This is a genomic window from Sphingobium chlorophenolicum (assembly GCF_000722875.1).
In the GTDB taxonomy this organism is placed as follows: domain Bacteria; phylum Pseudomonadota; class Alphaproteobacteria; order Sphingomonadales; family Sphingomonadaceae; genus Sphingobium; species Sphingobium chlorophenolicum.
The window spans coordinates 50,954-69,196 of the sequence record NZ_JFHR01000010.1 but is presented as its reverse complement, the minus strand read 5'-3'; the positions used below and the strand labels follow the sequence as shown (position 1 = coordinate 69,196).

At 63.9% G+C, this 18,243-nt stretch carries 17 protein-coding genes; 6 read left to right on the top strand and 11 right to left on the bottom strand.

Translation table 11 applies throughout. The annotated features are described in order from the left end of the window. Nucleotides 1–43 precede the first annotated feature (43 nt). Complete coding sequence (locus BV95_RS06200; protein ID WP_234703106.1) at nucleotides 44–1,108, bottom strand: amidohydrolase family protein; 1,065 nt, start codon at nucleotides 1,106–1,108, stop codon at nucleotides 44–46. A 328-nt stretch (nucleotides 1,109–1,436) separates the two neighbouring features. Here BV95_RS06200 and BV95_RS06195 point away from each other — a divergent pair, with 328 nt between their 5' ends. Then, nucleotides 1,437–2,417 (top strand): TauD/TfdA dioxygenase family protein, encoded by a 981-nt coding sequence (locus BV95_RS06195; protein WP_037448809.1) that lies wholly within the window; start codon nucleotides 1,437–1,439, stop codon nucleotides 2,415–2,417. A 50-nt stretch (nucleotides 2,418–2,467) separates the two neighbouring features. On the opposite strand, the gene BV95_RS06190 is transcribed toward BV95_RS06195, so the two are convergent. Next, a complete protein-coding gene (locus BV95_RS06190; RefSeq protein ID WP_037448803.1) occupies nucleotides 2,468–3,280 on the bottom strand; it encodes an enoyl-CoA hydratase/isomerase family protein in 813 nt (270 codons plus the stop codon). A 141-nt stretch (nucleotides 3,281–3,421) separates the two neighbouring features. Between BV95_RS06190 and BV95_RS06185 the strand changes: the two genes are divergently transcribed. Next, the gene (locus tag BV95_RS06185) at nucleotides 3,422–4,675 is read left to right on the top strand and encodes an MFS transporter (RefSeq protein ID WP_156028585.1); all 1,254 of its coding nucleotides are present in this window, start codon (nucleotides 3,422–3,424) and stop codon (nucleotides 4,673–4,675) included. A 7-nt stretch (nucleotides 4,676–4,682) separates the two neighbouring features. Here BV95_RS06185 and BV95_RS06180 read toward each other — a convergent pair whose 3' ends face one another. The 3 genes from BV95_RS06180 to BV95_RS22650 form a co-directional block, all read right to left on the bottom strand. After that, on the bottom strand, nucleotides 4,683–5,588 hold the full coding sequence (locus tag BV95_RS06180; protein ID WP_174544432.1) for an acyl-CoA thioesterase: 906 nt from the start codon (nucleotides 5,586–5,588) through the stop codon (nucleotides 4,683–4,685). Beyond that, complete coding sequence (locus BV95_RS06175; protein ID WP_037448960.1) at nucleotides 5,585–6,550, bottom strand: SDR family NAD(P)-dependent oxidoreductase; 966 nt, start codon at nucleotides 6,548–6,550, stop codon at nucleotides 5,585–5,587. Before BV95_RS06175 ends, BV95_RS06180 begins: the two co-directional genes overlap by 4 nt. Nucleotides 6,551–6,646: 96 nt before the next feature. Further along, on the bottom strand, nucleotides 6,647–7,285 hold the full coding sequence (locus BV95_RS22650) for a TetR/AcrR family transcriptional regulator (protein ID WP_051749636.1): 639 nt from the start codon (nucleotides 7,283–7,285) through the stop codon (nucleotides 6,647–6,649). A 96-nt stretch (nucleotides 7,286–7,381) separates the two neighbouring features. Between BV95_RS22650 and BV95_RS06165 the strand changes: the two genes are divergently transcribed. Beyond that, nucleotides 7,382–9,124 (top strand): N-acyl-D-amino-acid deacylase family protein, encoded by a 1,743-nt coding sequence (locus BV95_RS06165; protein ID WP_037448800.1) that lies wholly within the window; start codon nucleotides 7,382–7,384, stop codon nucleotides 9,122–9,124. Nucleotides 9,125–9,199: 75 nt separating this feature from the next. On the opposite strand, the gene BV95_RS06160 is transcribed toward BV95_RS06165, so the two are convergent. Continuing rightward, nucleotides 9,200–9,826, bottom strand: a complete 627-nt coding sequence (locus BV95_RS06160) for a TetR/AcrR family transcriptional regulator (protein WP_037448799.1) — start codon at nucleotides 9,824–9,826, stop codon at nucleotides 9,200–9,202. A gap of 84 nt (nucleotides 9,827–9,910) precedes the next feature. Here BV95_RS06160 and BV95_RS06155 point away from each other — a divergent pair, with 84 nt between their 5' ends. Next, nucleotides 9,911–11,062 (top strand): Gfo/Idh/MocA family protein, encoded by a 1,152-nt coding sequence (locus BV95_RS06155; RefSeq protein ID WP_037448797.1) that lies wholly within the window; start codon nucleotides 9,911–9,913, stop codon nucleotides 11,060–11,062. Between the two features lie 70 nt (nucleotides 11,063–11,132). Beyond that, a complete protein-coding gene (locus BV95_RS06150; RefSeq protein ID WP_037448793.1) occupies nucleotides 11,133–12,125 on the top strand; it encodes an alpha/beta fold hydrolase in 993 nt (330 codons plus the stop codon). Nucleotides 12,126–12,171: 46 nt separating this feature from the next. On the opposite strand, the gene BV95_RS06145 is transcribed toward BV95_RS06150, so the two are convergent. Genes BV95_RS06145 through BV95_RS06125 form a run of 5 tightly spaced genes read right to left on the bottom strand, consistent with a single transcriptional unit; the run spans nucleotide 12,172 to nucleotide 16,815 of the window. Further along, nucleotides 12,172–13,482 (bottom strand): DUF1214 domain-containing protein, encoded by a 1,311-nt coding sequence (locus BV95_RS06145; protein ID WP_051749635.1) that lies wholly within the window; start codon nucleotides 13,480–13,482, stop codon nucleotides 12,172–12,174. A 54-nt stretch (nucleotides 13,483–13,536) separates the two neighbouring features. After that, the gene (locus BV95_RS06140) at nucleotides 13,537–14,304 is read right to left on the bottom strand and encodes an SDR family NAD(P)-dependent oxidoreductase (protein WP_037448787.1); all 768 of its coding nucleotides are present in this window, start codon (nucleotides 14,302–14,304) and stop codon (nucleotides 13,537–13,539) included. Nucleotides 14,305–14,328: 24 nt separating this feature from the next. Further along, nucleotides 14,329–14,883: a nuclear transport factor 2 family protein gene (locus tag BV95_RS06135; RefSeq protein WP_037448785.1), complete on the bottom strand. Its 555-nt coding sequence runs from the start codon at nucleotides 14,881–14,883 to the stop codon at nucleotides 14,329–14,331. Then, nucleotides 14,880–16,010, bottom strand: coding sequence for an NADH:flavin oxidoreductase (locus BV95_RS06130; protein WP_037448782.1), 1,131 nt, complete (start codon nucleotides 16,008–16,010; stop codon nucleotides 14,880–14,882). The genes BV95_RS06135 and BV95_RS06130 overlap by 4 nt, the downstream gene beginning before the upstream one ends. Before the next feature lies 1 nt (nucleotide 16,011). Then, the gene (locus BV95_RS06125; protein ID WP_037448956.1) at nucleotides 16,012–16,815 is read right to left on the bottom strand and encodes an enoyl-CoA hydratase/isomerase family protein; all 804 of its coding nucleotides are present in this window, start codon (nucleotides 16,813–16,815) and stop codon (nucleotides 16,012–16,014) included. 182 nt (nucleotides 16,816–16,997) lie between these two features. Here BV95_RS06125 and BV95_RS06120 point away from each other — a divergent pair, with 182 nt between their 5' ends. Then, complete coding sequence (locus BV95_RS06120) at nucleotides 16,998–18,227, top strand: CaiB/BaiF CoA transferase family protein (protein ID WP_037448780.1); 1,230 nt, start codon at nucleotides 16,998–17,000, stop codon at nucleotides 18,225–18,227. Nucleotides 18,228–18,243 lie beyond the last annotated feature (16 nt).

Below are 18,243 nucleotides of genomic sequence, written 5' to 3'. Positions count from 1 at the left end.
TGCCCCCAGGCCCGGCTATCCCCCGGCGGCCGGGCCGTCGCAATCAGATGCCCCAGAGTTGAGCGGCCGTTTCGCCCAGCACCTTGCGCGCCGCGTTCTCCCCTACCGTATCGAAGATGCCCTTCATGATGACGTCGCTGCGGCCCATCACGCCTTCGGGATGCGGATAGTCGGTCGACCACATCACCCGGCCCTCGCCGATGCGCGCAATATTCTCCATCGCCACATCATCCTCCATGAAGGTGGTGTAGCAATGGTTATGCCAGTACCAGCTTGGCATCTGCGCCAGCTTGGGCCGCAATTCGGTCGCATAGTCGCGCGCGACCTTGTCGGCATTTTCCAGCGTGCCGGGCACCCAGCTTGCGCCCCCTTCGGTGAAGACCACGCGAAGGCCGGGAAAACGGTCGAACACGCCGGAAAAGACGAGCTGGCCGAACAGCCCCGTGAAGGGCATCAGATTGGCGTTCAGGTTCGCGCCCAGCGAACCCCGGCCGCTATATTGCAGATAGGCGCCGATGTGGAAGGATACGGGAAAGCCGCTTTCCTGGATCGCTTCCCAGAACGGGTCCATATCCTTGCTGTTGTAGCGCACGCCCTTCGGATTGACCGGAATGTCGATCGCCTTGTAGCCAAGCTGCTTCAACTTCTGGAGATAATCCTTCGTCCGTTCCGGCCACAGGAAAGTGGGCAGCAGCGCGACGGGGAACAGGCGGTCCGGCGCGGCCGCCTTCCATTCCGCCGCCCATTCATTGCAGACGTCGACGCAGCGATACCAGAATTCCTTGTCCTGCATGCGGATCAGGCTGTTGAGACGGCCATGATAGATGATGGCGGCATCGATGCCCTCCGCGTCCATGTCCGCCAGCCGCTTGTCGACATCCCAAAAGCCTTCGCGCCCTTCGGGGAAGGTCGGCGGCAGGCCGGGAACGTCGTAATTCTGGCCGTCCACTTCCAGGTGGAAGCCGGTTTCGTCCTTCCAATATTTAGGCGCGCGATCCTTGTCCGCGCCCTTCAGCCGGTTTTCCCACAGGCCCGGCTCCTCGATCAGATGATCGTCGCTGGAAATCACGCGCATGCCGGCGGGCCTTTCCCAGGCGCGGGCCGGCATGACACGGTCCTTTGGCCACGGGGTCGCGGTGAAGCTATTCATCCTTTTCCATTCCTTCTTGGGGATATCGTCCGACACATGGGATGTCGTTCGCCACCCCGTCTTGGTTGCCCGTATAGCATGGCCGAAGGAATAGGCGCCCGTATCGATGGATGATGGACGATGTCATCAGATTTCTGATGAGTTGCCACACAGTCCCCGCAAGATCATTATTCAATGATCCTGAATGGTTTTTTCGATAATTGCCGGATTATATACGCAGCGGATGAGGTTTAGCATGCGCATATCGGCCCGCCCTCATGGCTGGAGCCATATGGTGGAGAGAATTATGCTGAAAGAAGAGGTTCACGAGAAGGCAGGACTTAAGGTCCGCGCCCTTAGCTCCGGTTTCGGCGCGGAGATCATGGGCGTCGATCTTTCGCGTCCGCTGGACGATGCGACGGCGGCCGCCATTCGCGACATATGGATCGAGGCTGGGCTGCTGCTGATCCGCGATCCCAATGCCGACGACGAGGCGCAAATGCGACTGAGCCGCCTGTTCGGCGAGATGGAGCCGGCCGCGACCGCCGACATGAACGATCCCAATAATCAGTTCATGATGACGCTGAAATATGACCCGGCGGACGACAAGCCCCGGTTCCAGACCGATTATCATTTCGGCGGGCATGACCGGGCGGGCTATATTCCCTGGCATTGGGACCAGAGCTTCATGCCGACGATCGTGCGCGGCGCGGTGCTGCGCATGGAACAGCCCGCAGCGCAGCTTGGCCGGACCGGTTTCATCGACGCGATCGAAGCCTATGAGCGGCTGTCGCCCGAAATGAAGGACAGGATCGACGGCATGGAGGTCGTCTATCATTTCGTGACGGACTTCCTGCAGTGCAAATATGGCGTGCCCGCCGATCTTCGCGCCTTGCCGCGCGACACGCCATCGGGCGGCGCGAAGTACGACTTCCCGCCCGTCGTCCACCCGATGGTCATCACCCAGCGGGAGACAGGCCGCAAGGCGCTGAAGATTTCGCCGCTTCAGGCGCAGTATATTCTGGGCATGGACCGGGCCGAAAGCGATACGCTGCTGGCCGAACTTGCCGCGCATCTGACCGATGAACGACATGCCTATTTCCACGACTGGCAGAAGAACGACATGCTGGTGTGGGACAATTGGCGGATGATCCACCATGCGGAAGGGGTGCCGTTGAACGTTTCGCGCAGCGCCCGCCGCACCACGATCATGGGCGACTATGCGGTTGGCCGTTATCTCGACCCCACGCTCGACCGCAACCGGACGGTCAAGCGGATCGTGGACTGAAAATCGCGAAGCGCCTCGTCGCCGCCTGATCCGCGACGAGGCGCCTTAGCCTATCGCCCCGAATAATGCGGCGGCCGCTTTTCCATGAAGGCGGCGGTCGCCTCGCCATAATCCTCCGTCATCGTGCCCAATATCTGGGTTCGGTTCTCCGCCTGGATCGCGGCCTCATAGCTGTTGGCGTCCAGATTGGACCACATCAGCGCCTTGGTATGCGCGACCGAATAGGGGCTGTTCGCCAGGACGGAGCGCGCATAGGCGACAGCGTCGTCGATCAGCGATCCGGGCTGGGACAGCGCCCGGACCAGACCGAAACGCTCCGCCTCCTCCGCCTCGATCGCGCGGCCGGTCAACAAGATGTCGAAGGCGCGCGCCGCCCCGATCATGCGCGGCAACAGGTAGGAAATGCCGCTTTCGCCGCCGGTCAGGCCGATCCGCACCGCCGCGACCAGAAATTTCGCGGCCGGAGTCGCGATCCGCACGTCGGCGCTCAGCGCGATTGCCATGCCCGCGCCGACGGCGGGGCCATTGACGGCGGCGATCACCAGTTTCGGCATCGACCGGATGCGCCCGCCCATGCCCGCAAACTGTTGTTGCCAGTACAGTTTCTCGATGACGCCGCTGCTGCCCGCCTGGTTGCGCTGGTTGGACGCCGCCAGATCCTGACCCGAACAGAAGCCCCGCCCGGCGCCGGTGATGATGACGGCCCGGCACGCCGCATCGGCCGCCAGTTCATCCAGCACCGCGTTGAAATGCGCGACCGTCTCCCGCAACAGGGCGTTCAGCCGTGCCGGGCGATTGAGCGTCACCAGCACGATCCCGTCCCGGCCCGCCAGCCGCTCGACCAAAATATCATCATCGACCATCGCTCTCTCCTGCCTGACATCCTGTCGATTCAGGTGGCGCCCCGGCCGTCGCGCTGGCAAGTCACGGGCTTGGTCTCTACACATATGCGTAGATTTGGGACGCGGCTGTTCCCGCCGCCCTCTTTCGCGCAGGAATAGGCCATGACCCCGCACCCTGACGCCGCCGCCGACAACACGTCCCAACTGCGCCTCATCGCCCAGGAATGGAGGCGCGCCTGGCGCCCCGGCGTGGCGGCTTTGTTCGCCGGATCGCTGGGCTATTCGCTCTATTCGGCGGTTTCCAGCCTGTTCGTGGAACCGCTGCAACAGCAATTCGGCTGGTCGCGCGGCGACATCGCGCTCGTCCACAGCTTCGGCCTGGTCATCGCCTTCATCGCGCCGGTCATCGGCCGGATGACGGATCGCTACGGCGTCAGGCCGATCCTGTCGGCGGGCCTGCTGCTGACCGCCATCGGTTATGGCCTGCTCGCCTCCATGGGCGGATCGCTCGGCTATTTCTACGTCGTGCATTTCGCCTTCGCGCTCGTGGGCATGGCGACGACCGGCATCACCGTCACGCGCATCCTGAGCGGCGCGTTCGAGCGGACGCGGGGAACCGCGCTGGCCATCGGCCGGTCGGGATTGGCGGTCGCCGGCGCATTGATGCCGATGGCGCTCTATCCCGTGATCCTGCGCTTCGGATCGGCGGGGGGATATTTGCTGCTCGCCGCCTTCATCCTGTTGATCGCGCTCCCGCTTATCTGGTTCTGGGTGCCTTCGCGCGCGGCGGAACAGCGGTCGGGACGCATCGCGCTGCCCAGCGCCGACAGCGCGCGGGCACTGCTGGCCAATGGCAAGGTCCGCATCCTGATCGCCGCGTCTGTCCTCAACTATGTGCCCGTGGTGGCGCTGCTGTCGCAGATGAAGCCGCTCGCGGTGGAAAAGGGGCTGGATACGGTCGCCGCGGTAGGGGCGGTGTCGGTGATGGGCGCGGCCGCCGCCATGGGCGCGCTGCTCAGCGGCTTGTTGGTCGATCGCTTCTGGGCGCCCGCGGTCGCCTTCGTGCTGAATCTCGCGCCTGCCATCGGATGCGCGTTGCTGCTCCAGCATGATGTGCCGCCCGCGCTTTTCTATGGAGCGGTGCTGATGATCGGCCTTGGCCAGGGGGCGGAGATCGACATCGTCGCCTTCATGATCGCCCGCTATTTCGGCTTGCGCAGCTATGCCACCATCTACAGCCTGTCGACGCTGGGCATCGCCCTGGGAGTCGCGGTGGGCGCCAGCCTGATCGGCATGGCCTATGATCATTTCGGCAACTACGACGTCGCGCTGCTGGCATGTTCGGGCAGTTTCTTTCTGGCGGCGCTATTCTACCTGATGATGGGCCGCTATCCGGCGGGCGGGCAACCGGACTGATCCGGCATCAGGCGCGGAAGCGGCGCATCAGGCATTCCTGGGCGGTCGATGCGATCAGCCGGCCATCGCGGTCGAAAATCCGCCCCGTCGTAAGGCCCAGACCATCGCCCGCCGAGGGGCTGGACGTATCGTGCAGCATCCACTCCTCGCACCGGGCGGGGCGGTGGAACCACATCGCATGATCCATGCTGGTGATGAGAAATTCGGTGCTGTTAGTGGGCAGGAAATGCGGGATCGCCGCCGCCCCGGCCAGCCAATAGTCGCTGGCGAAGGCGAGCAGGCACTGCTGCAACCGGCTGTCCTCGACGGCGGCGGCCCCCGACTGGCGGAACCAGAATGATCGCGCCGCTTCGGTCGGCCGGGCGAGGAAATAATTTTCCGGCTCGACCGGGCGCATCTCGATCGCCAGGGCGGCGGCGAAATTATGCGTCACCGCCTGCTCCAGTTCCGCTGCCCGGTCGCGGACGAAATGCTGGATCGGCGCGACATGTTCCGGCGGCGGCACGGCGGGCATCGATGCGTTCTGATGAACGAAGCCTTCCTCCGGCGCGTGGAATTCGGCCATCATCGTGAAGATCGCCTGCCCCTCCTGCCAGGCGGTGATCTGACGGTTGGCGAAGCGGCGGCTGTCGCGCAGGCGCGTGACCCGGTAATCGATCGGCTGACCGGTGCGGCCCGCGGCAAGGAAATAGGCATGGAAGGAACTGGCGGGCAGCGTTTCCACCGTCTTCATCGCCGACAGCAATGCCTGCGCCAGCAATCGCCCGCCGAACACGGTTCCGATATGATTTCTGGCCCCCGCCGATCCGATGAACCGGTCCGGCCCCGCCTCCGTCACATCGATTATGTCGGAAATCGGGTCCCGCGTCGGCATCGGCCCGTCGTCATCCACCGGCCCGTCCGCCACGATCATGCATCCAGTCCCAATGCGCGCCGGGCCGCCAGCACCGTGTCCATCTCATCCAGACCGCTCAGCGGCACGTCATAGCCCGCCCGGTCGTCGATTTCGCCTATATGGGCGGCGATGTCGTCGCAGCTCGGCGCGTCCGGACCGGGGCTGTACCAGCCCCGCGTCAGGCCCACGAACAGCCGCGAATATTTGCCGCCCAGCACCGAATACATATGCTGGGAAGCGTCGCATTCCCGGCTGGCCATGTAACAGGCCAGCGCAGCGACGAATTCCGGCTTCATCCCTTCGATGAAATGGCGGGTGCGGGCGCCCGCCGCCTTCAGGAATTCGATATCGGGGCGCTGCTCTATCGGCGTCCCGCCCAGCCGTCCGCCCTGCGCGTTGGGGAAGAGGGTGTTGACGACAACCCCCGCCGGAGCCTCCTGCGCGATGACGTTCATCAGGCCGATCAGCGCGGTCTTGGCCGTCCCGTAATTGGCGCGATAGGGATTGCCGAATATGCCGGATTGCGAACTGACCAACACCATCCGGCCATAGCCCTGATCGGTCATGGCGCGGTAGGCAGGCTGGCATATGTTGAACGCGCCCTTCACATGGACGGCAAGGACGGACTCGATATCCTCCTCGCTCAGCGCGCCGAACGCGCCGTTGCGCTGATTGCCGGCGTTGGAGATGACGATGTCCACCCGCCCGAAAGCGGAAAGCGCGGCATCGATGATCGCCTTGCCGCCCGCCTGCGTCGCCACCGTGTCGTAATTGGCGATGGCGCGGGCGCCCAGCCCCTTGAGTTCCTCCACGACCGCGTCGGCATAGCCGGTCGATCCGCCCTGCCCCGTCGGGTCGCCGCCCAGATCATTGGCGACCACGGCAGCGCCCCTGCGCGCCAGTTCCCGGCAAAAGGCCGAACCGAGAGCGCCGCCCGCCCCCGTCACCACAGCCACCTGCCCCGTGAAATCGATCGCCATCTCTGTCTCCTTGCGGAGGACCATGGCGGCAGCCCGGCCTTCCGCCAAGCCGGGCGATGCAATTTCGACCATGTGATGAATGGGGGACGGCGCCGCTCAAATCGACTTAGGCGCACTCGCCTTGAAGAGCATCCGCGCCAGCACGGCTTCCTCGACGCCCGCGTCCGGCCCGCCTTCCGGAAAAAACCAGTCGCCCAGCAGAACCGACCCCGCCAACATGCCGAAACCATAGCGGACCATCAATTCCGGCGGCACGTCGAATTCCAGTCCCGCCTGCCCATATTGCGAACGAATGCGGGCGACGGCGCGGGTGAAATAATCGTCCAGACCATGGATCGCCGCCGAATCGACGTCGCCCCTGGACTTGACCATCGCCAGCAACAGATCGGCATGATCGCGCAGGAAGGGATAGAGCGCCTGTACATAGCGCATGCTCCGCTCCTCCCGATCCGGCGGCAGAGTGTCGCTATAGGCCAGGAATTCGCGAAAGCGGGCGTTGAACGGCTCGATCACCGCCTCTGTGAACAGCGCCTCTTTCGTGCCGAAATTGTTGAAGATCAGCGGTTCCGCCACTTCGGCGCGTGCGGCGATATGGCGCGTCGTCGCCCCGGCAAAGCCCCGCTCCGCGAATATGAAGCGGGCCGCGTCGAGTATGAGGGCGCGGATTTCCGCCGTCGACCGCCGCGCGCGGCGACGGGGGGCGGCGTCCATGGGCCGATCGGAAATGTCATGCATGCGTCATTAGGCCATTGTCCTGCGTTTGCCGATGCTATAAATAGCACATACTATTTATCTCCGCGACTCCGTTGCGGTGACTCTGAAAGGAGAGGCATGAGCAGTCAATTCGATCTGGTGATCCGCGGCGGCACGATCGTCGACGGCACCGGCGGCCAGCCCTATGTCGCCGATATCGGCGTGAAGAACGGCATCATCGCGCACATCGGGGCGATCGACACATCGGCGTCCGAGGAAATCGACGCGCACGGCCTGACGGTGACGCCCGGCTTCGTCGATGTCCACACCCATTATGACGGCCAGATCACCTGGGAAAACCGCATGGCGCCATCGTCCAATCACGGCGTCACGACCGTCGTCATGGGCAATTGCGGCGTCGGCTTCGCGCCGGTGCGCGATGGCGATCATCAGTTGATGATCAAGCTGATGGAAGGCGTGGAGGACATTCCCGAAGTCGTCATGGCGGAAGGCGTGCCGTTCAACTGGAACAGCTTCCCCGAATATCTGGACGCGCTGGATCAGCGCGTGTCCGACGTCGATTTCGCCGCGCAAATCCCGCACAGCCCGCTGCGCGTGTTCGTCATGGGCGAGCGCGGCGCCAATCTGGAACCGCCGACGCTGGAGGATCTGGTCGACATGCGCCGCTGCGTCAGCGAAGCGGTGAAGGCCGGTGCGCTGGGCGTCGCCAGTTCGCGCAACCTGTTCCATCGTTTCCGTTCAGGCGAACTCGCGCCTTCGGTCACGACGGAACTGGACGAGGTGTTGGCGCTGGCCGAGGGTCTGAAGGATGCGGGTGCGGGCACGTTCCAGTGCAACCCCAATCTCGACAATGATGCGGAGGTCGAATTGAAGATCTTCCGCACCATCGCCGAGCAGGCGGGCGTTCCCGTGACCTTCAGCCTGATCGCCATGCCGACGCGGCCGGAAAATTGGGGCCGCTATGTCGCGGGCGTGCGTCAGGCGGCGGCGGACGGCCTTGCCATCCGTTGCCAGTTCATGCCGCGTCCGATGGGCGTGATGTACGGGCTGGAACTCAGCTACCATCCCTTCTCGCTCAACCCCAGTTTCCGCCCGCTGGCCAAGCTGCCGCTGGAGGAAAAGGTGGCGCGGATGCGCGACCCGGAACTGCGCGCGCGCCTGATCGCGGAGGAGCCGGACGATCCGAACCCCGCCTTCGTCGGCCTGATCAAGTCGATCAGCGCGCTGTTCCGCATCGGCGATCCGGCCGATTACAATTTCGCGGCGGAAGACAGCATCCAGGCGGAAGCGGCCCGTCGCGGCGTCGACCCGCGCGAGATGATCTACGATGCGCTGCTGGAGGATGAAGGCCGGGCGATCCTCTGTTCCTATTCGTCCGACGTGCCCGAATATCTGGCCAACAGCCGTGACCTTATCGGACAGGATAATATGATCGTCGCGCTGGGCGACGGCGGCGCGCATTACGGCATGATCTGCGATGCGGCCTATACCACCTATCTGCTGACCGGGCGGGTTGGCCGCGACGGGCTGGACCTGCCGACCGCGATCAAGGCGCTGACCAGCCAGCCGGCGAATTCCGTGGGGCTTGGCGATCGCGGCGTGCTGGGCGTGGGTTACAAGGCGGATATCAACATCCTCGACATCCCCAACATGATCCTGCACCGGCCCCAGGTGATCGCCGACCTGCCCGCGGGCGGCAAGCGCCTGTCGCAAAAGTCGAAGGGCTATGTCGCGACCATCGTCAGCGGCGCCGTGACCTACCGCAATGGCGAGGCGACCGACGCCCTTCCGGGCCGTCTGGTGCGCGGCGTGCGCGGCGCGCCTGCCGCCGCGCAGGCAAGGCAGCATGAGGTTGCATGATAGGGCGCGTCCTCGCGGATAAGGGGCGCGTGGACACTCCTGAAGACCGGCACGGCATGCCCGTGCCGGTCTTTTTCATTGCGGACGGAATAAGGGCCGGAACAATGCGGTTGCGGCGGCGATCCGTTTCCCGCTTTCCTGCGCGGAACATTGCAGCAGGCCATCATGGCCGCCGGTCACGAGCGCGCCGAACTGTCGCGCCAGCAGGGCGGGGTCATGGCCGGAAAGCCGCCCGTCCCGCGCCAGACCTTCCAGCCAGACGATGAGGGGCGCGGCCACGGCGCGGCTTTCCAGCAATATCTGCTCCGCCAGTTCGGGAAACCGTCGCGCCTCGAAAATGGCGAGGCGCAGGAACCGGTCGGCCGCCGGATCGGCGGTCGCCTCGACAATGGCGACGGCAAAGTCGGCCAGCACATCCTCCGGCTCGCGTCCCTTTGTCGCGACCTCCGCGAAGCGATGCGCCGGAACACGGCAGGCATAGCTGCAAATCGCGCGGAACAATGTGGGCTTGTCGGGATAGCGGGCGTAAAGCGTCGTCTTGCTGATGCGGGCGCGGCGCGCCACTTCGGCCATGGTCACGCCCGCAAAGCCCTGCTGTTCGAACAGCGCCGCCGCCGCTTCCATGATGGCCTGTTCGCGCATCTGGCTTTCGTCGGCGGTGGGGCGCCCCCGCCGCCTCGCTTCCGGCCGTGCATTCATCATATTCCTGATCCCCTTCCCGCTTGCACGGCCATCATTTTAATTGGACACATAGGTCCAATTAAATCAGGGCAGAGGTGCAAGGCAATGGCGGATACACTCAGGGTCGGCATCATCAGCGCGAACTGGAGCCTCAAGGTCCATGGCGCGGCCTGGCGACGGATCGAGGGCGTGGAAGTCGCGGCCATCTGCACATCCCGCCAGGAGACGGCGGAGCGCGCCGCACGCGAATATGATATTCCCAAAGCCTATTGGAATCATGAGGAGATGTCCGCCGATCCGGATCTGCACATCATCGATGTCGGCACGCGGCCATCCTTCCGCTTTCCGATGGTCATGGCGGCGTTGAAGAACGGCAAGCATGTCTATGACGCCCTGCCCTTCGCGGTCAGCCTGTCCGATGCGGAAGCGATGCGCGACGCGCAGAAGGCGGCGGGCGTCGTCGGCGTGGTGGACGCGCAATTCCGCTGGTCGCCCCATGCGCAGAAGATGAAGCGGATGATCGACGAAGGCTTTATCGGCCGCCCGCTGGGCTTCAACGTCCAGTTGATGCTGCCGCTGATCGTCGCCGACGACAAGCCCTATGCCTATTGCGCCTATTCCGAACACACCGATCCCTATTATTGGCTGGCGGAAAAGAGCAGCGGCGGCAGCGCCTGGCGCAATTTCGCGACTCATTCGCTGCTGTTCCTGACCCATCTGATCGGCCCGGTGGCGGAGGCGACCGGCATGTTGACGACCGGCGTGCCCGAATGGTTCCTGCCCAATGGCGAAGTGCTGCGGCCGGAGACGCACGATCTGGGCAGCGCGGTGCTGCGCATGGAAAATGGCGCGATCGGCAGTTTGCAGGCGGGCTGGTGCGTGCCCGATACCGAAGGCTGGCGCGTGGAAGTGTGGGGCGACAGGGGCCGTTTGCTGCTGGTCGACGACAGTTTCGGCAACTTCCCCTCGGCAAAGCTGTACGCCGGGGATGCGCGGCTGCTGACCTATGGCCAGCGCACCTGCGAGGAAGTGCAGGTGGATGATTATTATGCGGTGCCCGGCGTTGCCGGCGCCACCGCGGAGCCGCGCCCCTTCGCGGCCATGGACTGGATGTTCAGGAATATGGTCGATGCCATTCGCAACGGGACGAAAGGATCGCCCAGCTTCACCGAAGCGGCGGCCGTGCATCGGGTGGTGGAGGCTGTCGAGCGCGCCGATGCCGAAAGGCGCTGGATCACGATGCAGGAAATGGGCTGAACCGGCCCGCGCATATCATGAGAGAAACGATCCCCTTGCAGCGCAGGGGGCATGTGCAGGGAGAGAAGATGTGCTGAGGGTGCATAAGCATATTGACGTCACGACGGCCGCCCCGGAATTGGGCGACAGGGTGGAAATGGCCGTGACGCTGACCTTGCCCGATCCGTCCGCCATGCCGGACCGACCCGTCGCGATCTTCGCCTGTCCGGGCGGCGGCTATTCGCGCCATTATTTCATGATGAATTTCGACGGCCATGAAGGCTATGACGAGGCGGAATGGCAGGCCCGGCATGGCCTGATCCACGTCGCCATCGATCATCTGGGCGTCGGGGAAAGCACGATACCGGACCTGTCGCGGATCGATTTCCAGATAATGGCGGCGACCCATGACGCCTGCGTGCGGCAGGTCGCCGCTTCCCTGCGCGACGGCACGGCGGCGGAGGGCTTTCCCCCTTTGCCGTCGCTGCGTCTGGTGGGCATGGGCCAATCCATGGGCGGCGGCGTCACCATATTGACGCAGGGCCGTTTCGCCACTTTCGACGCGATCGCGCCTTTCGGCGTCAGCGCGATCCACACCGCCTTGCCGCAACGCGACAAGGCCGCCTTCGAACATGGCATACGCCGCTTCGACAAGGTCGCGAGCGGGCAGGTAACAAGCCATCTGAACCACGACCATGAAGGGGTCGATTATGTCTACCCCTTCCACTGGGAAGATGTCCCCGCCGACATATTGGAAGAGGATATGAAGGGCGGATATCCGATCCGGCAGACCGCGCCCATATTCGGCAGCATCACCATCCCGCACTGCGCGGTGCAAATGATGCTGCCCGGCGTCTTCGCGGAGGATGCCGCGCGCATCACGGCGCCGGTCCTGATCGGCGATGGCGAGCGGGATACCTGCCCGCAGCCCTATCGCGAACCGGCCGCCTATTCCGCCTCCCGCGATGTCTCGCTCTTCATCGTGCCGCGCATGGCGCATATGCATAATTTCGCTTCGACCCGCGAAATATTATGGCGTCGTCTGAATGACTGGTCGCGCATGGTGGCCTGCACGGGAATATAGGCGATAATTCCGGCATCCCATTTGCTGGAGATGCCGGAATGATTTTCTACCAGCGCCGCCGCATCTGAAGCCCCAGATTGCGCTTGCGCAGCGCGGCCTCCCGCTCGGCCGGCGTCACCCTGGGCGTGTCGGCGGGCAGATAGCTGGCGACTTCGGCCAGCGGCACCTTCCTGATCGTCGGCATCGGATAGCTGTCCGCCCCGTGCCAGCGGCCGACCAGCATGCCGCGCATGTGCCCGCCACTGTCCAGCCAGTTGGCGACGCCCGGATCCTCCAGCGCGATGACGGCGCGAAACTTGCCGTCGCTGTCCAGCTTTGCCTGCGCCGCGTTCAGGCTGCTCTGGCGATAGCCGAATTCTATCTGGTTCCAGAGTTCATCGTTCAACTGCACATTCCAATATTTGCAGTTTTTGGGCAATTCCGTTTCTATGATCAGCGCTTCGCCCGGCTGATAGTCATAGATGCACCGGAAATATTTCTGCGGCCATTCACCGCTATTGCCCAGATCTTCAAAACCCGACAATTCCATGACATTCAGGCCAAGATCCTGGATGACCTTGTTCTGATAACCGATGCAGATGCCGGAAAAGCGCTCCACGAAGCCGCCCAGGATCGCGTCGAGCCGCGCCGCAATCTGTTCCTGCGTCAGGCGGGGTTTCAGCGGCGGCTTGTCCAGCCGTTCGATGGCGAAGCGCGCATCCACGTCGACGCCCCAGTCATAGGCGAACTGGCGGATCATGATGTCGCCCGCCTGAGCATCGAGATAGCGCCAGTCGCCGGTCCAGTCCTTTGGCCGTTCGGTGCTGAATATCACTTCGAAATAGCCGTCCTTGCCCAGCGTCAGGCCATCCGCGTCATAATTGTTGAAGCCGGGTTTCGGGTCTTGCGTGCCGAACATGCCCCGTCCGACCGCGAAACCCATCACCTTGTTGGTGCCGCGATAGCCGCTGATCCTGTAAACGCCATCGCCGCTGACAGGCGCGATATGGTAAATCGCGTCAGGATTGGGTTGCAGCAGGAAGATGCTGTTTTCAAAAGGCATCCAGTCGGGATGTTCGGGCGTCGACTGAAAATACCAGATATAGGATTGCGCGATGTTCATCACCAACTGGCGATAGAGTTCGGCGCGAATCTGGTCGTCCTGCGGAAAACCCGTGCGTTCGTTGAGCTTGCCCGCCGGTTTCAGCAGATCGACATAGGCACTCCAGTCCTTGAGCGCGGCTGCGGGGGCGGCGCCGCTGTTCATGACTGCACCTGTTGCCGATGCCGGCAACAGGCCGCCGACCGTCGTCCAGACGGCGGTGCCCAGAAGGCCCCGGCGCGACAGTATAAAGTCGTTCCTATCCTCACCCGACACTCTCCTTCTCCATATCGTCCATTTCCCCGGCGCGGTTCATTCCGGCCCGATTTCTCAGCTTGCGTGCCTGCGTCCGCCCGATACCTCGATTCCGCGGCCGGTGATCATCGATGCATCGTCGCTGGACAGGAACAGCACGGCATTGGCGATTTCGCGCGGATCGACGGCGCGGCGGATCACCTGATTTTCACCCGCAATCTCGGCCTGTTCCTCGGCCGTGAACATGGACGCGATCTGCGGCGTGGCGGTCAGGCCCGGCAGCACGGCGTTCACGCGGATATTGTCGTCCGCATAGGCGCAGCTCGCATGATGGCTGAGATGGATGACGCCCGCCTTGGCCGCTGCGTAGGAACAGGGCGCGGACGGCGTGTAAAGCCGCGCCGCCATGGATGCGGTGTTGACGATGGTGCCGCCGCCATTGGCCTTCATCACCGGAATCTCATATTTCATCGCCAGGAAGGTGCTGGTCAGCGAAATGCCGATGGTCCAGTTCCAATCCTCCAGGCTCATTTCCTCGATGCTGCCGGGGCGCGACATGCCGATATTGTTGAAGGCATGCGCGATGGGGCCGTGCGCTTCGTTGGCGGCGGCAATCGCGGCCCTGACCGAAGCCTCGTCCGTGGCGTCGGTGGCGACGAATATCGCCGTGCCGCCCTTTGCGCGGATGGCGTCGCGCACTGCCTCCCCCTTGGCCGGGTCCAGTTCGGCGATCGTCACCTTCGCGCCTTCTTCCGCAAAGGCATGCGCCGTCGCTTCGCCGATGCCCGATCCGGCGCCGGTGATGAAAACCGATCGCCCTTCGAAACGCCGCCTGTCGCTCATTCTCGCTCTCCTTTTATCTGTCGGTCAATGCGCCGGTTGATCGGTCAGGCAGCTGATGTCCTGCCCGTCCACCTCCGCCCAGAAGGGCGCCCAGCTATCGAAATGCTGCGGCAGGTCGGGCGGATTGTCATGCGCCGCCCAACCGGTGAAGGGCGCCGCGGGCCGTTCCTGCCAATCGGCCGAATACCAATGTTTTTCCCGCCGCCGGACGAAAAACCACTCGCCGTCGCGCCGTTCGTAGCTGTCGAAATAGGCGATCGCCATGACCACCCATTTGCCGTCATCCTCATGCTCGGCACGGCAATAGACCACGCCATGCGCATGATCGGCATCGTCGAATTCGACCCGATGCCCGCAAATCTGGTGGATGGAACGATAGAAAGTCCTGACCGCAGGCGTGATGATGGATTTAAGCACCTCCCGCCCGCTGCCGCGCCGTCCGCAATGTACATCGGGAATGAACAGGTCGACCCAGCCGTCCATGTCGCGACTGTCCACCGCAATCGCGTAGCGGATCGGAAGCTGCTGGATCGCCGCCAGCGATTCCAGCCGGTCGATCCGCGCTTCCAGTGCGTTCATGCCAGCCGCTCCAGATTGGCGGGATCGAACGACAGGAAGGGTTCGTCCCGCTTCGCCTTGCCGAACCAGTCGGGGTCGTTGAGGATCGCCCGGCCGACGCCCACCAGGTCGAACTCGCCCTTTTCGAACCGTTCGATCAGCAGCGGCAGGTTGTTCACCGACTGCTGGCTGTCATCGATATGCCTGGCCTTGCCCTTCGCCTTGTCCAGCGCAACGCCGCCCACGGTCATCGACGCCCTGCCGGTCAGCTTCTTCGCCCAGCCCGCCAGATTGAGCGGCGATCCTTCGAAAATCGGCGTGTCGAAATAGCGCTGGCTGGCGTCGAACAGGTCGACGCCCGCATCCGCCAGCGGGCCGAGCAACGCGCCCAGCCCGTCCGGCGTGTCGGCAAGCATCGCGCGATAATCCTGCATCTTGAACTGGGAAAAGCGCAGGACGATGGGCATGTCCTCGCCAATCTCGGCGCGGATCGCCTTGACCACGGCCACGCCGAAAGCGGCGCGTTCGCCCCACTGGTCTTCGCGCCGGTTGGTATAGTCCCACAGGAAACTGTCGATCAGATAGCCATGCGCGCCATGGATGGCGATGCCGTCCACGCCCAGCGCCACCGCGTTGCGCGCCGCCAGACGATAGGCCGCGATGACGTCCGCGATGTCGCCGTCGCTCATCTGCGGCACAGGGGTCAGGCTTTCCACCCGTCCTTCTTCCCGGAAGGAAATAATGCCGTCCGGCGGACCCCATATGCCCGAAGGCCGCATCGGATTGCCGGTGCCGGTGCCTGCATATTCGACATTCCACATCGGCCCCTGATGCCAGAGCTGGGGAATGATCCGCCCGCCCGCGTCATGTACGGCGTCGACCAGCTTGCGCCAACCGGCCAGCGCATCGGCCCCATCGATGCGCGGTATGTCCGGATGATCGGCGGCGGCATAATGCGGCAACGCCACCCCCTCGGTCAGGATCGCGCCCAGCCCGGTCGCGGCGCGGCGGCCATAATAGCTCGCCACTTCGTCCGTGGGCACGCCCATCGGCGAGCGGTACCGGGTCATCGGCGCCATCACCACGCGATTGGGCAGGGTCAGGCCGCGCAGGGTGAAGGGGCGCAGCAGAGGATCGATCAGGCTCATCTCACTCCCCCTTGAACAGGGGCTTGCGCTTCTCGATGAAGGCATTGCGCTTCTCGGCGGTATCGGCCGTCGACTGGCTCATGAAGATGGCGCGGTTCTCCATTTCGATCGCCGCCTCCAGGCTGGGCGCGTCGACATTGAACTGAAGCGAGCTTTTGGTGACGGCAATGCCGATCGGGCTGTTGACCATCACCGCCTCGGCCAGCCTGAGCGCCTCGTCCATCAGCGCATCGTCGTCGACGCAGCGCAGGATAAGGCCGATGCGCTCGGCTTCCTCCGCCATCACGGGGCGGCCGGTCAACATCAGTTCGGCGGCGCGCTGCAATCCCACCAGCCGGGGGAGCAGATAGGAAAAGCCCATTTCATGGCCCGTCCCCGCATTGTGGAAGGCGTTGACGAATTTGGCGGAGCGCGCCGCGACCGTCATGTCGGCGGCGATCGCGATGGGATAGCCCGCGCCCGCCGTCACGCCGTTCACCGCGCAGATCACAGGCTGCGGCAAAGCGCGCATCAACACGGGAATTTGCCCCAGCTTGGCCATGACGCGCTGCTGAAACTGGGCCTTGCCCAGCCCCTCCGCCACCCAGCCGGGCTTGCCCGCGCCCCTTATGTCATGCCCCGCGCAGAAACCGCGCCCCGCGCCGGTCAGCAGGACGACCCGCACATCATGGTCGTATCGGACGGCCTCCAGATGATCGACCAGTTCGGCATACATGGCGAAGGTCAGTGAATTGAGCGCATCGGGCCGGTTCAGCGTCAATCGGCAGACGCCTTCAAGCGGCGCGTCTCGCAAGATATCGCCCATCTGGCGTCTGTCCTTTTCTTTCATTCCGTTTCGCCGGATCATAGTCGACCGAAAAACGAGGGAAGCGGAACCCCTGACAGCCTTCGACGATGCGCATATCATGGTTGTGAACAGGCGTGCCCCGCACTTGTCATCATGCCCGCCGATGTCATGGCAACAGGGTATTTTCAGCAAGGTGATCCATGGCCAGACTTCCGCTTGAAAAGATCCGCGTGCTTGACCTGACCCGCGTTCTGGCGGGTCCGTTCGGGTCGCAGGCGCTGGCCGACATGGGCGCCGACGTCATCAAGGTCGAACGGCCGGTCGTGGGCGACGACGCCCGCATTTTCGGCGAACCCTATCTGCGCGACGCGGAGGGCAGGCCGACGCGGGAAAACGCCTTCTACATGTCGGTCAACCGCAACAAGCGTTCGGTCGCGCTCAACATCGCCAGCGCCAGGGGGCAGGAACTGATCCGCGAACTGGTAAAGTCCTGCGACGTGGTGATGGAAAATTACAAGGTCGGCGATCTCAAACGCTATGGCCTCGACTATGAAAGCCTGAAAGCGGTCAATCCGCGCATCATCTATTGCTCCGTCACGGGCTATGGCCAGAACGGGCCGCTGGCGAGCAAGCCGGGCTATGACGCCGTGTTCCAGGGCGAATGCGGCCTGATGAGCGTCACCGGCGTGCCGGAGGGAAAGCCGGGCGCGGGACCGATGAAGGTCGGCCCCAGCATCATCGACCTGTTCACCGGGCTGAACGTCGCCAACGCGATATTGGCCGCCCTGTATCACCGCGACGCCGCTGGCGGCGAAGGCCAATATATCGACATCGCCCTGCTGGACTGCGGCGTGTCGGCGCTGTCCCATTATGCGCAAATCTACCTGACGTCGGGCGAAGTGCCGGTGCGGCGGGGCACGCAGGGCAATGGCGGCATGCCGACCAGCATGTTCCCGTGCAGCGACGGCGCGATCATGATCACGTCGGGCAATGACAAGCAATATATCGCGCTGTGCGATGCGGTCGGCCACCCCGAATTGAAGGATGATCCGCGCTTCTACACCAATGTCGAGCGCGTGAAGAACCGCGACGAGATCACCGAGGTGTTCAACGCGATCTTCCGGGCGAACAGCGTCGATTACTGGCTGGACAAGCTGGGGGCCGCCGGCATCCCCAGCGGGCCGATCAACGATCTGGAACAGGTGTTCGCCTATCCGCAGGCCGTCCACCGGGGCCTGCGCGTGCGGGCGCCGCATCCGTTGAAACCCGATCTGGACGTGATCCGCAGCCCGCTCAATTTTTCGGAAACGCCGATCACCGATTATCGCGCTCCGCCGATGCTGGGGGAACATACGCGCGACGTGCTGGCGCGGGAACTGGGGCTGGACGCGGCGGCGATCGACCGTCTGGCCGAAGACGGGATCATCTGAACCATAGCACGGCGGC

Coding starts and splice junctions, on each gene's coding strand:
- BV95_RS06165 (WP_037448800.1), top strand. CDS start 7,382: ATGAGCAGTCAATTCGATCTGGTGATCCGCGGCGGCACGATCGTCGAC.
- BV95_RS06160 (WP_037448799.1), bottom strand. CDS start 9,826: ATGATGAATGCACGGCCGGAAGCGAGGCGGCGGGGGCGCCCCACCGCC.
- BV95_RS06135 (WP_037448785.1), bottom strand. CDS start 14,883: ATGAACGCACTGGAAGCGCGGATCGACCGGCTGGAATCGCTGGCGGCG.
- BV95_RS06155 (WP_037448797.1), top strand. CDS start 9,911: ATGGCGGATACACTCAGGGTCGGCATCATCAGCGCGAACTGGAGCCTC.
- BV95_RS06140 (WP_037448787.1), bottom strand. CDS start 14,304: ATGAGCGACAGGCGGCGTTTCGAAGGGCGATCGGTTTTCATCACCGGC.
- BV95_RS06120 (WP_037448780.1), top strand. CDS start 16,998: ATGGCCAGACTTCCGCTTGAAAAGATCCGCGTGCTTGACCTGACCCGC.
- BV95_RS06175 (WP_037448960.1), bottom strand. CDS start 6,550: ATGGCGATCGATTTCACGGGGCAGGTGGCTGTGGTGACGGGGGCGGGC.
- BV95_RS22650 (WP_051749636.1), bottom strand. CDS start 7,285: ATGCATGACATTTCCGATCGGCCCATGGACGCCGCCCCCCGTCGCCGC.
- BV95_RS06130 (WP_037448782.1), bottom strand. CDS start 16,010: ATGAGCCTGATCGATCCTCTGCTGCGCCCCTTCACCCTGCGCGGCCTG.
- BV95_RS06185 (WP_156028585.1), top strand. CDS start 3,422: ATGACCCCGCACCCTGACGCCGCCGCCGACAACACGTCCCAACTGCGC.
- BV95_RS06200 (WP_234703106.1), bottom strand. CDS start 1,108: ATGCCGGCCCGCGCCTGGGAAAGGCCCGCCGGCATGCGCGTGATTTCC.
- BV95_RS06195 (WP_037448809.1), top strand. CDS start 1,437: ATGCTGAAAGAAGAGGTTCACGAGAAGGCAGGACTTAAGGTCCGCGCC.
- BV95_RS06180 (WP_174544432.1), bottom strand. CDS start 5,588: ATGATCGTGGCGGACGGGCCGGTGGATGACGACGGGCCGATGCCGACG.
- BV95_RS06125 (WP_037448956.1), bottom strand. CDS start 16,815: ATGGGCGATATCTTGCGAGACGCGCCGCTTGAAGGCGTCTGCCGATTG.
- BV95_RS06190 (WP_037448803.1), bottom strand. CDS start 3,280: ATGGTCGATGATGATATTTTGGTCGAGCGGCTGGCGGGCCGGGACGGG.